10 protein-coding genes are annotated in these 13568 nt (G+C 62.3%); 6 read left to right on the forward strand and 4 right to left on the reverse strand.

Features of this window, described 5'->3' with window-relative positions:
- Window positions 1-51: 51 nt before the first annotated feature.
- Window positions 52-1419: an inorganic triphosphatase gene (locus tag NA619_RS08075; protein ID WP_255961266.1), complete on the reverse strand. Its 1368-nt coding sequence runs from the start codon at window positions 1417-1419 to the stop codon at window positions 52-54.
- Window positions 1420-1527: 108 nt separating this feature from the next.
- Between NA619_RS08075 and NA619_RS08080 the strand changes: the two genes are divergently transcribed.
- The 4 genes from NA619_RS08080 (at window position 1528) to argA (ending at window position 6170) form a co-directional block, all read left to right on the forward strand.
- On the forward strand, window positions 1528-2205 hold the full coding sequence (locus NA619_RS08080; RefSeq protein ID WP_255961268.1) for a TIGR00153 family protein: 678 nt from the start codon (window positions 1528-1530) through the stop codon (window positions 2203-2205).
- Between the two features lie 39 nt (window positions 2206-2244).
- Window positions 2245-3510, forward strand: a complete 1266-nt coding sequence (locus tag NA619_RS08085) for an inorganic phosphate transporter (RefSeq protein ID WP_255961273.1) — start codon at window positions 2245-2247, stop codon at window positions 3508-3510.
- 98 nt (window positions 3511-3608) lie between these two features.
- Window positions 3609-4766 (forward strand): acetylornithine deacetylase, encoded by a 1158-nt coding sequence (argE, locus tag NA619_RS08090; protein WP_255961274.1) that lies wholly within the window; start codon window positions 3609-3611, stop codon window positions 4764-4766.
- 102 nt (window positions 4767-4868) lie between these two features.
- Window positions 4869-6170 carry an amino-acid N-acetyltransferase gene (gene argA / locus NA619_RS08095; RefSeq protein ID WP_255961277.1) on the forward strand — a complete coding sequence of 434 codons (1302 nt, stop codon included), beginning with the start codon at window positions 4869-4871 and terminating at the stop codon, window positions 6168-6170.
- 280 nt (window positions 6171-6450) lie between these two features.
- Here the strand turns inward: argA and gshA are convergent, their stop codons facing one another.
- From gshA to NA619_RS08110, 3 genes are all read right to left on the reverse strand, one after another.
- On the reverse strand, window positions 6451-8040 hold the full coding sequence (gshA, locus tag NA619_RS08100; RefSeq protein WP_255961280.1) for a glutamate--cysteine ligase: 1590 nt from the start codon (window positions 8038-8040) through the stop codon (window positions 6451-6453).
- Between the two features lie 278 nt (window positions 8041-8318).
- A complete protein-coding gene (locus tag NA619_RS08105; protein ID WP_255961281.1) occupies window positions 8319-8705 on the reverse strand; it encodes a PaaI family thioesterase in 387 nt (128 codons plus the stop codon).
- Window position 8706: 1 nt separating this feature from the next.
- Entirely contained in the window at window positions 8707-11028 is a 2322-nt protein-coding gene (locus tag NA619_RS08110; RefSeq protein WP_255961282.1) for a Tex family protein, read from the reverse strand.
- Window positions 11029-11257: 229 nt separating this feature from the next.
- On the opposite strand from NA619_RS08110, the gene ompR reads away from it, so the two are divergent.
- Window positions 11258-11992, forward strand: a complete 735-nt coding sequence (ompR, locus tag NA619_RS08115; RefSeq protein ID WP_064480944.1) for a two-component system response regulator OmpR — start codon at window positions 11258-11260, stop codon at window positions 11990-11992.
- Between the two features lie 240 nt (window positions 11993-12232).
- On the forward strand, window positions 12233-13567 hold the full coding sequence (locus NA619_RS08120; RefSeq protein WP_255961290.1) for an ATP-binding protein: 1335 nt from the start codon (window positions 12233-12235) through the stop codon (window positions 13565-13567).
- Window position 13568 lies beyond the last annotated feature (1 nt).

Consider the following 13568-nt stretch of genomic DNA (forward strand, 5'->3'; position numbering starts at 1 on the left):
GCTAAAGCGGAGCGCCGCCCGGCCACCCTATGCTGAGTGCCAGTCTCGAGCCTATTTTTTTGTCAGCAGCTTCCAGGGCTTGAGTGTCCAGACCACTCGCCCCTGTTCTATCCGGGAATGGAGCTGCTCGTCGTCCAATGGCTGGCCGGCCAGTTCGTAGAGCTTGGCCAGTTCGCCGTAGAGGCGGTCGATTTCCGGAAGTTCGAGCGTTGTACGAGCCAGATGCAGCCAGACCAGCAGGCGCTCCATGCGTGGACGTTGTTCGGCGAGGTCTTCGGGTTGCTGCTGATAACGCAGCAGTTGCAACGCTTCGGCTTCTTCGCCGAGCTGGCGAGGCAGCCAGTTGCCCAGCTCAGCGGCGCCTTGACGGTTGCCGCGGTTGTTGCGATCAGCCGTCCAGCCGCGCTGCAGCAGCCACAGGGAGGCCTTCAGCGAGAACAGGCCCCAGCGGGGTTGGGCCAGTTCGGCAGCGAATTCGTCGGGCGCGCTTTTGCGGGTGGCTTCATCGTCCTGGCCGGCCTCGATACGCGGACGCCAGTCCTGAATCAGTGCATCGAGCTGTTCACGCAGCTCGCGGCTGCTGGCGCGCGGTGCGGCCTGGCCGAGGCTGCCAAGCAAGGCGCGCAATTCCACCAGCTGTTGCAGCCACTCGCCCAGCAACTTCCAGCGGCCATTGAAGCGGTATTGCTCAGCCAGCCGCTGGCTATTGCCGAGCAACTGCCAGGCCAGAGCGGCGAAGGCATCATCGAGCGGCATCGTTGCGTCGAGTTGGGGCGCTGGCAGGCTTAGCGAGTAGCTGTCGGCGTCATACAGACGGTAGCCGCGCTCGGCCTTGCTGATATCGCAGGGCATCAGCGCAAGGTCGGCGGCCAGTTCTGCGGCCAGCTCCAGCAGGGCTTCGGGTTCACCCTGGCGCAGCTCAAGTTCCATCTCGCAGATCTCTTCGCTCTGCTTGCCTACCACGACCTTGCCCAGGTCCAGCGCTGCTTCGATGACCACCTTGGCCTTGCCGCGGCCCCAGGCAATTTCGGCTTTCTCGCGAACGAAATCAGTGGTGAAAATCGGCTTCAGGGTTTTCTTGTCCAGCTCGGCAAGGCTGGCTGGCCAGCACTCGTCGTCGAGTTTCTTGGTGTCCAGCTTGGCCTTGTCCAAATACCAGTCCCATTCGTTGCGCTCGGACAGCCCGGCAACGCTCTGGCCACGGCTCTTGAGAGTCTGGATGAACTGGTCGCCGTCGCGACGCAGGCGCAGCGCAACTTTCGCCTGAGCCAGCTCGCGCTCGGGCGTGTCGAAATATTGATTGAAGAGTTCGTGGCGTTCCCAGCCGCTCTTGTTGCGCTTTTTCAGCAGCGGATGGTCGCGTAGTGCTGCCAGAGTTTCGCGGCTGGCGCGCAGCTTGATTTCGGTTTCTTTCTGCATGTGCCTGGACGATGCCTATAGTGAATATATTTCAGCTTGATGACGTGCGGTGGCGGCCGCCAGGGGCCGTCCGTATACTTGCCGCCTTCTGAAGCCGGGGTGCTCCCTATGCCAATCAATCCTTTCGTCAGCCTGTTCGGACGCTCACCCATCGGTCCGATGCAGCAGCACATGGCCAAGTCTCACGAGTGCGCGGCCAATCTGGTTCCGCTGTTCCAGGCGATCACGACAGAAGACTGGGATCGGGTCGAACAGATCCAGAAAGAGATGTCCCGACTGGAAAACGAGGCCGACAAGCTCAAGAAGAGCGTCCGCCAGCATCTGCCGAAGAGCCTGTTTCTGCCTGTTCCGCGCTCGGATCTGCTGGAGCTGCTGAGTGTACAGGACAAAATTGCCAACCGTGCCAAGGACATCGCCGGGCTGATGCTGGGGCGCTGCATGACCATCCCGCCTGCCCTGCAGCCGGAAATGCTTGCCTTCGTTCAGCGCAGCGTCGACGCCAGCTGCCAGGCCTTGAAGGCGCTCAAGGAACTGGACTCGCTGTTGGAAACCGGCTTTGCCGGCCGAGAAGCTACCCTGGTGGAAAAGATGGTCGAGGAGCTCGAGGAAATCGAGCGTGAAACCGACCGTATGCAGATCACGGTGCGCCGTGCGCTGTTCAAGCTGGAAAAGGAATTGCCGCCAGTAGACGTGATGTTTCTCTACAAGATCATCGAATGGATCGGTGACGTGGCTGACCGTGCCGAGCGCGTCGGCAACCGTCTGGAACAACTGCTGGCGCGCTGAGGCGCCAGCATCCTTTCTGGGTTCAACAGGTAATTCCTTATGTCTTTTATCGCGGAATACGGCTTCGTACTCCTGGTGCTTGCCTGCGCATTCGGTTTCTTCATGGCTTGGGGCGTGGGCGCCAATGACGTGGCAAACGCCATGGGTACTTCGGTCGGGTCCCGGGCGCTGACCATCAAGCAGGCCATTGTTGTGGCCATGATCTTCGAGTTTTGCGGTGCCTATCTGGCCGGTGGCGAAGTCACCGAGACCATCAAGAACGGCATCGTCGACGCGGAGGTGATCTCCCCTGACTTGATGGTGCTGGGCATGATGTCGGCGTTGCTGGCCGCCGGCACCTGGCTGTTGATCGCCACCATGAAAGGCTGGCCGGTTTCCACCACGCATTCGATCATCGGCGCGGTCATCGGCTTTGCCGCCGTGGGTGTGTCTACCGATGCCGTGCATTGGGACGCCATTGGCCCGATCGTGGCGAGCTGGGTGGTGACGCCGATGCTCTCGGGCATCGTTGCGTTCGGGCTGTTCATGAGCGTGCAAAAGCTCATCATCAACACCGATGATCCGTTCCTCAACGCAAAGCGCTTCGTACCGCTGTACATGTTCCTGACCGGATTCATGGTTGCGCTGATGACGGTTACCAAGGGCCTCAAGCATGTCGGCCTGACCCTGAGCAGCGGCCAGGGCATCCTGATGGCGTTTGCCATCGGCGTGCTGGTGATGTTGGTCGGGATTGGATTGCTGTCGCGGATCAAGGTCGACGTCGAGGCTGATCGCACCTTCCACTATGCCAGTGTGGAAAAGGTTTTTGCCGTACTGATGATCTTCACTGCCTGTTCCATGGCCTTTGCCCATGGCGCCAACGACGTGGCAAATGCCGTTGGTCCGCTGGCGGCTGTGGTTGGTGTCATCCAGTCCGGTGGCGCGGCGGAAATCGCCGCCAAGTCGGCAGTGCCGGGTTGGGTGCTCTTGCTCGGCGCAGTAGGTATCGTCATCGGTCTGGCCACTTATGGTTACAAGGTGATTGCCACTATCGGCAAGGAAATCACCGAGCTGACGCCGAGCCGTGGCTTCGCCGCGGAATTGGCGACTGCGACCACGGTGGTTGGTGCCTCCGCGATCGGTCTACCGGTGTCGACTACCCATACGCTGGTTGGCGCGGTGCTGGGCATTGGCATCGCGCGCGGTATCGGCGCTCTGAACCTTGGCGTGGTTGGGTCGATTTTCATGTCCTGGCTGATCACTCTGCCCGCCGGCGCCTTCCTGGCGATCGTTTTCTTCACCATCCTCAAGGCAATCTTTGTCTGATCGCCCTGCCGCCGCTGTTTTTACCCAGCGGTAAAGCTGCGGCGGCGCGTTTCATGTTTCACTGAGCACCACATTATTCGTCTTTCAGGAGGCTGTCGGTGCCCATCCCCTCGCTTAAAGACCAATTCGCTGCGCTGATTGCCGCGCCGTCGGTGAGCTGCACCCAGGCCCATTGGGACCAGACCAACCGTCCGGTCATCGACCTGCTCGCAGGATGGCTCGGTGACCTCGGTTTCGCCTGTGAGGTGCAGGAGATCACCCCCGGCAAATTCAACTTGCTCGCCAGCTACGGCAGCGGCCCGGGCGGTCTGGTCCTGGCCGGACACAGCGATACCGTGCCTTTCGATGCCGAGTTGTGGACAGCCGAGCCACTGCAGTTGCGCGAAGCCGATGACCGCTGGTACGGCCTTGGCGTTTGCGACATGAAAAGTTTTTTCGCGCTGGTCATCGAGGCCGTGCTGCCATTGCTCGACAAGCCGTTCCGCCAGCCGCTGCTGATCCTCGCGACCTGTGACGAGGAAAGCTCCATGTCCGGCGCCCGCGCGCTGGCCGATGCCGGGCGCCCACTGGGGCGTGCGGCAGTGATCGGCGAGCCGACAGGACTGCGCCCGGTGCGTTTGCATAAGGGCATCATGATGGAAGGTATCGAGATTCACGGGCAGAGCGGCCATTCCTCCAATCCGGCCTATGGGCACAGCGCGCTGGAGGCGATGCACGACGTCATGGGCGAGCTGATCACGCTGAGGCGCGAGTGGCAGAGTCAGTACAACAACCCGCTGTTCGACGTACCGCAGCCAACGCTCAATCTCGGCTGTATCCATGGCGGCGACAACCCTAATCGCATCTGCGGCCAGTGCTCGCTGGAATATGACCTCAGGCCCTTGCCCGGCATGGATCCGGCGCAGCTGCGCGAAGCGATTGCCGGGCGCTTGCGTCCGGTTGCCGAAAAGCATCAGGTGAAGATCGATCTCGCGCCGCTGTTTCCCAGTGTGCCGGCCTTTGACCAGGGCGCCGATGGCGAACTGGTCAAGCTTGCAGAACGGCTCACCGGGCATGCTGCCGAGGCAGTGGCCTTCGCCACCGAAGCGCCTTATCTTCAGCAGCTTGGGTGCGAGACGCTGGTGCTTGGCCCAGGTGATATCGCCTGCGCCCACCAGCCTGACGAGTATCTGGATCTGGACCGAATCGAACCCACCGTGAGGTTGCTACGCGGAATGATCGAACACTATTGCCTGCAACCGGCGAGCCGAGGATAGGAGCAGGTTTGGCGATCTGATCGCGAGGTGAATCTGCTCCATGCAACCCGTTCCTTGACCCGGCTCCCGGACTGAAAAAGCTGCTACCTGAAGGCTTCTGCAATGCACAACTATGTCACTTGGCTGCGCGATTCATCCCCCTATATCAATTCCCATCGTGACCGCACCTTCGTGGTCATGCTGCCCGGCGATGGCCTGGAACACCCCAACTTCGCCAACATTGTCCACGACCTGGTGCTGTTGCACAGCCTTGGCGTGCGGCTGGTGCTGGCGTTTGGCTCGCGCCCGCAGATCGAAGAGCGGCTCGCTGCGCGGGGTATCGAGCCGCGCTTCTACCGTGACCTGCGCATCACCGATTCAGCGACGCTGGAGTGCGTGATTGATGCAGTCGGGCACATGCGCATTGCCCTCGAAGCGCGGCTGTCGATGGACATGGCCGCATCGCCGATGCAGGGAGCGCGATTGCGCGTGGCCAGTGGCAACTTCGTTACAGCCCGGCCAATCGGTGTGCTCGATGGCGTCGACTATCACCACACCGGTGAAGTGCGCCGGGTCGATCGCAAGGGAATCGGTCGTTTGCTGGACGAGCGCACCATCGTGCTGCTGTCACCGCTGGGTTATTCGCCCACCGGGGAGATTTTCAATATCGCCTGTGAAGACATCGCCACGCGCGCTGCCATCGATCTGCAGGCCGACAAGCTGGTGCTTTACGGGGCCGAGCGGGGCCTGCGCGACGAAAGCGGCAGGCTGGTACGCGAACTGCGGCCGCCGCAGATTCCGGCCTATCTTGAGCGCCTCGTCGGCACTTACCAGGCCGAATTGCTCGACGCCGCCGCCCAGGCCTGCAAGGGCGGCGTGCGGCGCAGCCACGTCATCAGCTACGCCGAGGACGGCTCTCTGCTCAACGAGCTGTTCACCCGTGACGGCGGCGACGGCACGCTGGTGACCCAGGAGCAGTTCGAACAGCTGCGTGAGGCGACCATCGAAGACGTCGGCGGCCTTATCGATCTGATCACGCCGCTGGAAGAGCAGGGCATCCTGGTGCGCCGCTCGCGCGAGGTGTTGGAGCGCGAAGTGGAGCAATTCAGCATCGTCGAGCGCGACGGCCTGATCATCGCCTGCGCAGCGCTCTATCCCATCGCTGATTCGGATTCCGGTGAATTGGCGTGTCTGGCGGTGAATCCCGAATACCGCCACGGCGGGCGCGGCGACGAACTGCTTGAGCGCATCGAAGCCCGGGCGCGCAGGCTGGGCTTGAAAACTCTGTTCGTGCTCACCACCCGCACCGCGCACTGGTTCCGTGAGCGTGGCTTCGAGCCCAGTGGCGTCGAGCGGTTACCGGCGGCGCGTGCCTCGCTGTACAACTTCCAGCGCAACTCGAAGATTTTCGAAAAGGCGCTTTAGCTGTTCTGGTGTTTGGGCTCGTTTGTTGTCCCCCCACGGCTGCAAGCGGCAGCTATGGGGGACGGTAGGGTGGGCTTCAGCCCACCAAAGTGAGTGCCGGCGTACAACAGACGAGGCATAGGGCGATTGAGAGGCAAGCGGTGGGCTAAAGCCCACCCTGCTGCCGGGGCAGAACCTGAGAGCCAATAAAAAGAGGAGAAGGTTCAAGCAAAGCCGCGATGGCCCGATTTGACTCGCCAGCCGTGGAGCTGGCGCGTCTACCGGTCGCCGTAACTACGGTTTACGGCGCGTTCAGGCTCGTCAGGCTGCGCTGATAGTCTTCGACGAAGCTGTCGAAATCCAGCGTGTCTTCGGCTTCCATGGTGGCTTGTTGCGCCAGGGATTGCTTAGCGGTCTGATCGAACCAGGCCATATCCGCTGCCGTCAGTGGTTGTGCGCGGAAATGCTCGGCGTGCAGGCGCGTCTGGCGCAGCGCAAACTGGCTGAAGCTCTCATCGTGGGCGCGTAGCGCTTCGAGTACCTGGGCTGATGGTGTCAGGCTGCTGTCTGCAACCTTCGCCTGTTGTGCAGAAAGTGCCTCGACGTGCGCGTCGCCGCCATGACTGCGGTCCAGTATTGCAGCGACCTTGCTGATTTCCCCGAGCAACTCACTCGCCCAGTCCTGAAGGCTGATGCTCTCGCCGCGGCGGCGCAGTTCCAGACCGGGCTTGCGGCCTTCCTTGACTACCTTGAGGAAATTGTCATTGCTGGCGCGGCATTCGCCTTCGACCAGGCAGGGGCTCTCCTGCAAGGTGCAGAACAGCAGGAAGGCGTCGAGGAAACGTGCTTCCTGGAGGTCGATGCCCAGCGGCAGGAATGGGTTGATGTCCAGGCAGCGCACTTCGATGTACTGAATGCCGCGCGCGCGCAAGGCGTGCAACGGGCGTTCGCCGGTGCCCGTGACGCGCTTGGGGCGGATGTTCGAGTAGTACTCGTTCTCGATCTGCAGGACGTTGGTGTTCAGCTGCTGCCAGTTGCCTTCCGCGTCCTTGGTACCCAGCGCCGCGTACTCGGGGTAGGGCGTCGATACCGCCTTGTGCAGGCTGGTGGTGTAGCTCGGCAGGTCGTCATAACAAGGCGTGAGCCCGGCCTGGGCATTGCTCTGATAGCCCAGATCGCTCATGCGCAGGCTGGTAGCGTAGGGCAGATAGAGGGTGTCGTCGTCGAGCTGCTGGAGCTGGTGCGAGCGGCCTCGCATGAAGCTGGCGTCCAGAGCTGGCGAAGCGCCGAACAGATACATCAGCAGCCAGCTGTAGCGGCGGAAGTTGCGGATCAGCGCGATGTAGCGAGAAGACTGGTACTCCTGCGCGGATCGCTTGTCCCCATCATCGGCCTGCAACGTCGCCCACAACGCTTCCGGAAGCGAGAAGTTGTAGTGAATGCCGGCGATGCACTGCATGGTTTTGCCGTACCGAAGGGCCAGGCCCTGGCGGTACACATACTTGAGCCGGCCGATGTTGGAGCTGCCGTATTCGGCAATCGGAATCTGTGGCTCTGCCGGCAGCTGGCCCGGCATTGAAGGGCTCCAGAGGAATTCGTCGCCCAGCTTGCTGTAGGTGTACCGATGAATGGCGTCCAGCTCAGTGAGCGTCTTCTGCGGATCGGTTTCGGTGCCGGTGATGAATTCCAGCAGCGCTTCGGAATAATCCGTGGTGATCTTCGGATGCGTCAGCGCCGAACCCAGCGCCCGCGGGTGCGGCGTCAGCGCCAGTTGACCATCGTTATCGACGCGCAGGCATTCACGCTCGATCCCATGCAGGCATTGCGAGAGCAGCGACAGGTTGTGGTGCTCGGCCAGCAACGCCAGGCGGTGGGAGAGAAGATCGCTCAATTGGGAATTCCTTCACGCATCAGTCGGCACAATATGGGGGTGGATCTTACGCTCTACAAGAGGCCGTCAGCGTTGGACCGCGCACCGCTACAGAGCGTTTCCAGCGCAGGGCGGTTCCTGCTCTATTCGCGGGGCGCTCGGTCTTTCGGATTGCGCTGGGCCGCGTGACGAGGCCAGGCAAGGGGCCGGCTCCGCCAGCGCTCTTCCCGGGCGACAGCGGGCTCAGCGCGGAATCGATGAGTGAGTCGCAAGCTGGTCCTGGGCTGCGACCCATTGACTCACATGACCGAAAAGGTCGCTTGAGCCTTGGCTATCAGTTTTTCACCCTGGTGGACGTCAGCTTCGATCACCTGGGTTCGCCGGCCGCCATGCACCACCCAGGCGCGGCAGGTCAGCTCGCCTTCGGTCACCGGGCGAATGTAGTTGACCTTGCACTCCAGGGTCACGCTGTTTGGTTCGCCGTTGTTGAGGCTGTGGCTGGCCTGGCCCATGGCCGTGTCGATCAGCGAGAACAGCGCGCCGCCGTGCAGCTTGCCGTGCAGGTTGCGCAAGCCATCATGCATGGCCAGACGCAGCAGCGCTTCTCCATTTGCGACCTCGACAATCTCAAGGCCCAGCAGGCGCCCGAAAGCGCTGCTGCTTCCCACTGACTCGGCTTCACGCACCTTATTTCCTCAGGTTCTTGGCATTGGCAAACAGCGCCGCCATGGCGTTGTTGGCCGGCGCCGGTTTGGTCTCCGGCTTAGCGGACGCGCGCTCGCCGCGACCCTGTCCGCTGCGGTTGTTGCCGCCGCCGCGCATGTTTTCCGGCTTTTCGCCGGGGGTGTCACTCATGCGCATGGACAGGCCGACGCGTTTGCGCGGGATATCCACTTCCATGACCTTTACCTTGACGATGTCGCCGGCCTTGACTACTTCGTAGGGGTCCTTGACGAACTTCTCCGACAGCGCCGAGATGTGCACCAGGCCATCCTGATGCACGCCGATGTCGACGAAGGCACCGAAGTTGGTCACGTTGGTGACCACACCTTCGAGCACCATGCCAGGGGTCAGATCGCTCAGCTTTTCCACGCCATCCTGGAACTCGGCCGTTTTGAACTCGGGGCGCGGATCGCGGCCGGGCTTTTCCAGCTCCTGAAGAATGTCGCTGACGGTGACCAGACCGAAGCTCTCATCAGTGAATTGCTTGGGATCGAGGCGCTTGAGGAAGGCCGAGTCGCCGATCAACGAGCGGATATCGCGGCCGGTGTCGGTGGCGATGCGCTTGACCAGCGGGTAGGTCTCGGGGTGCACCGCCGAGGCGTCCAGCGGGTTGCTGCCATTCATCACACGGAGAAAGCCCGCGGCCTGCTCGAAAGTCTTGTCACCCAGCCGCGGCACCTTTTTCAGCTCGCTGCGCGCCTTGAACGCGCCGTTGGCGTCACGGTAGGCGACGATGTTTTGCGCCAGGGTGGTGTTGAGGCCGGAGATGCGCGCCAGCAGCGCCACCGAGGCGGTGTTGACGTCCACGCCGACGGCGTTCACGCAGTCCTCGACCACTGCATCCAGCGAGCGTGCCAGCTTGAGCTGGGAAACGTCGTGCTGGTACTGGCCGACGCCGATGGCTTTCGGTTCGATCTTCACCAGTTCGGCCAACGGGTCTTGCAGGCGGCGCGCGATGGATACGGCGCCGCGAATCGAAACGTCCAGATCCGGGAATTCCTTGGCGGCCAGTTCCGAGGCCGAGTAAACCGAAGCGCCGGCTTCGGAGACCATGACCTTGGTCAGCTTGAGGCCTGGTACCTGCTTGATCAGGTCGGCGGCGAGCTTGTCCGTTTCGCGGCTGGCTGTGCCGTTGCCAATGGCGATCAGGTCTACAGCATGCTTGGCGCAGAGCTTGGCCAGCACGGCCAGTGTGCCGTCCCAGTCGTTGCGAGGTGCATGCGGATAAACGGTGGCGGTATCGAGCAACTTGCCGGTGGCATCGACCACCGCGACTTTGCAGCCGGTACGCAGGCCCGGGTCGAGGCCCAGGGTAGCGCGTGGGCCAGCGGGGGCGGCCAGCAGCAGGTCATGCATGTTACGGGCGAAAACGCCGATGGCGTCGTCCTCGGCTTTTTCGCGCAGCTCGCCGAGCAGGTCGGTTTCCAGGTGCGTGTAGAGCTTTACCTTCCAGGTCCAGCGCACCACTTCGCCGAGCCACTTGTCCGCTGCGCGTCCGCGGTTGGAGATACCGAAGCGCTCGCCGATCATGACTTCGCCCGGGTGCATGGTGCCCGGCGCCTCGTCTCCGACCTTCAGGCTGACGCTGAGCACACCTTCGTTGCGACCACGGAAGATCGCCAGTGCGCGGTGCGACGGGGCGCTCTTGAGCGGCTCGTCATGCTCGAAATAATCACTGAACTTGGCTCCTTCGTGCTCCTTGCCCGGCACCAGGCGCGCACTCAGGGTGGCGTTGTGGCTGAGGAAGTCGCGCAGCTTGGCCAGCAGGTTGGCATCTTCGGCGAAGCGCTCCATAAGGATGTACTTGGCGCCTTCGAGTACCGCCTTGACGTCAGCGAAGCCTTTCTCGGCATCGACGAAGCGGGCGGCCTCGCTTTCAGGATTGAGCTCGGGATCGGCAAAGATCGCGTCGGCCAATTCGCCGAGACCGGCTTCCAGGGCGATCTGGCCCTTGGTACGGCGCTTCTGCTTGTAGGGCAGGTAAAGGTCTTCGAGACGGGTCTTGGTGTCGGCAAGGTCAATCTCGCGCTTCAGCTCGGGCGTGAGCTTGCCCTGTTCCTCGATACTGGCAAGGATCGACGCGCGACGGTCATCCAGCTCGCGCATATAGCGCAAGCGTTCCTCGAGCATGCGCAGCTGAGTGTCGTCGAGGCTGCCGGTGACTTCCTTGCGGTATCGGGCGATGAAAGGCACGGTGGAGCCTTCGTCGAGCAGCGCCACGGTGGCGGCAACCTGTTGCGGGCGCACGCCCAGTTCTGCGGCGATGCGGGAGTTGATGCTGTCCATGAACCTACCTGGGTCAGTCAAACCATGCAGGCCGTGCCTGCGCGAAAGGGCGCGATTATAAGGGCAGCAGAGCATTTGAGGCCGCAAGCCGGACGAAAAACCCGGGCCAGGCGCACCGACTCATTCTTTTGGCCCTCGGCCAGGCACCGCAAAATCTGCTAACAATGGCTGTCAGTTGCGTTTACTTCACTGCGCGCATAATGCGCCGTCGATCATTCCGGGAGTTCTCATGAGCAGCACCGCACCTGCCAACGAAGGCGAAAAGATCCTGATTGTTGACGATGACGCCCGTCTGCGGCGCTTGCTCGAGCGCTTTCTCGATGAGCAGGGTTACCGCGTTCGGACGGTGGAAAGTGCCGAGCAGATGGACCGTCTGCTTAGCCGCGAGCTGTTTCATCTCGTAGTGCTGGACCTGATGATGCCGGGCGAGGACGGCCTGTCGGCCTGTAACCGGCTGCGCACCGGCGGCAATCAGATTCCGATCATCATGCTCACTGCCAAGGGCGACGAGGCGAGCCGGATTCAGGGACTGGAGCAGGGCGCCGACGATTATCTGGCCAAGCCCTTCAACCCTCGTGAGTTGCTGGCGCGGATTCGTGCGGTGCTTCGCCGTCAGGCGCCACAGGTGCCAGGCGCGCCGGGCAGCGAAGACGAGACCGTCACCTTTGGTGACTACGAATTGTTCCTCGGCACCCGTGAGCTGAAGAAGGGCGATCAGGTGCACATGCTCACCACCGGTGAATTCGCCGTGCTCAAGGCGCTGGTGCAGCACGCTCGCGAGCCACTGACCCGCGACAAGCTGATGAACCTGGCCCGCGGTCGCGAGTGGGATGCGCTCGAACGTTCCATCGATGTGCAGATTTCCCGCCTGCGCCGGCTGATCGAGCCGGACCCATCCAAGCCGCGTTATATCCAGACCGTTTGGGGCGTTGGCTATGTGTTCGTGCCCGATGGCAACAAATAGCAGCCGGCTCATGCTGGCGGCGCTGAGCCCGATTGGGGTGCAGTGCTTTTCTCAGGCTGCAACACTGGATGGCTTGCGGATCACGTTGTGAGTCATCAGTCTCCCAGGGTGGGCTTTAGCCCACCACCCTTGTCCGACTCGGTTGGCTAAAGCGAAGCAGCGTCCGACCCAGTCTTCACTGTGAAACCCCACATCGCTGGCCTCTTGGTCCAGCCTCCCGCGGTCAAAATCGGCTTGTTTATGAAAACCCCGCTCTGGTTCCCGCAAAGCTTCTTCGCCCGCACCCTTTGGATGGTGCTGATCGTCGTCCTCTTCTCCAAGGTACTGATGCTGGTGTACCTGATGATGAACGAGGACGTCATGGTCGATCGGCAGTACAGCCACGGCGCCGCGTTGACGCTTCGCGCTTACTGGGCGGCTGACGAGCAGAACCGCGAACGTATTGCCGAGGCTGCCGGGGTGCAGCGGGTTAGCGCGGAGGATGTGCCGCCGAGCGAATATCACTGGCCTTACACGGAGATCTTCCAGCGGCAGATGCAGACGGAACTCGGTGAGGGTACGGAGGTGCGGGTGCGCATTCAGCCTGACACGGCGATCTGGGTGCGTGCACCGCGCCTCGGACCTGACTGGCTGCAGGTGCCGCTGTACGCCTACCCGCTGCGCGGACAGCGGATCTGGAGCGTGCTCGGCTGGTTCCTCGGCATCGGTTTGTTGTCCACTGCGGCGGCCTGGATTTTCGTCAGCCAGCTCAACCTGCCACTCAAGCGACTTGTCTATGCGGCGCGGCAGATCGGCAAGGGCCGCAGCGTGCGGCTGCCCATCAGCGATACACCGAGCGAAATGACCGAGGTCTACCGTGCCTTCAATCAGATGGCCGAGGACGTCGAACAGGCCGGACGCGAGCGGGAGCTGATGCTGGCAGGTGTCTCTCACGACCTGCGCACCCCGCTGACCCGCCTGCGGCTGTCGCTCGAACTGATGTCCAGCGATGCCGAACTCACCGAAGACATGGTTCGTGATATCGAGGACATGAATGCCATCCTCGACCAGTTTCTCGCCTTCGTTCGCGACGGCAGCGACGAGCCGGTGGAGAGCGTCGACCTCGGCGAGCTGGTTCGTGAAGTCGTCGCGCCCTATAACCAGTACGGCGACACTGTGCGGTTGTGCGTCGAGCCGATGCCAGAGCTGGCGTTGCGACGCGTGTCGATCAAGCGTTTGCTGGTCAACCTGATCGAGAATGCGCTGCGTTATGGCGGCCATGGTGTCGAGGTCGCAGCCTATGTGTCCGGAGACAGCAGTGCGCCCTATGTGGCGTTGAGCGTGCTGGATCGAGGAGCGGGGATCGATCCGAGCGAGCTGGGGGAGATATTCAATCCGTTTATCCGTGGCGACCGCGCCCGCGGTGGGCAGGGCGCTGGACTGGGATTGGCGATCGTCAAACGTATCGCTTCGCAGCACGGCGGGGTGGTGGAGCTGCGCAATCGTGATGGTGGCGGGCTGGAGGCCAGGGTCAGCTTGCCGCTGGGTCTGCTGCTACCGCGTGCGGCGGTGCAGCAGAACGGAACGAAACACTGAG

The sequence above is a fragment of the Stutzerimonas stutzeri genome (assembly GCF_024448895.1).
GTDB lineage: Bacteria > Pseudomonadota > Gammaproteobacteria > Pseudomonadales > Pseudomonadaceae > Stutzerimonas > Stutzerimonas stutzeri_Q.

Coding starts and splice junctions, on each gene's coding strand:
- NA619_RS08075 (WP_255961266.1), bottom strand. CDS start 1,419: ATGCAGAAAGAAACCGAAATCAAGCTGCGCGCCAGCCGCGAAACTCTG.
- NA619_RS08080 (WP_255961268.1), top strand. CDS start 1,528: ATGCCAATCAATCCTTTCGTCAGCCTGTTCGGACGCTCACCCATCGGT.
- NA619_RS08085 (WP_255961273.1), top strand. CDS start 2,245: ATGTCTTTTATCGCGGAATACGGCTTCGTACTCCTGGTGCTTGCCTGC.
- argA (WP_255961277.1), top strand. CDS start 4,869: ATGCACAACTATGTCACTTGGCTGCGCGATTCATCCCCCTATATCAAT.
- NA619_RS08110 (WP_255961282.1), bottom strand. CDS start 11,028: ATGGACAGCATCAACTCCCGCATCGCCGCAGAACTGGGCGTGCGCCCG.
- ompR (WP_064480944.1), top strand. CDS start 11,258: ATGAGCAGCACCGCACCTGCCAACGAAGGCGAAAAGATCCTGATTGTT.
- NA619_RS08120 (WP_255961290.1), top strand. CDS start 12,233: ATGAAAACCCCGCTCTGGTTCCCGCAAAGCTTCTTCGCCCGCACCCTT.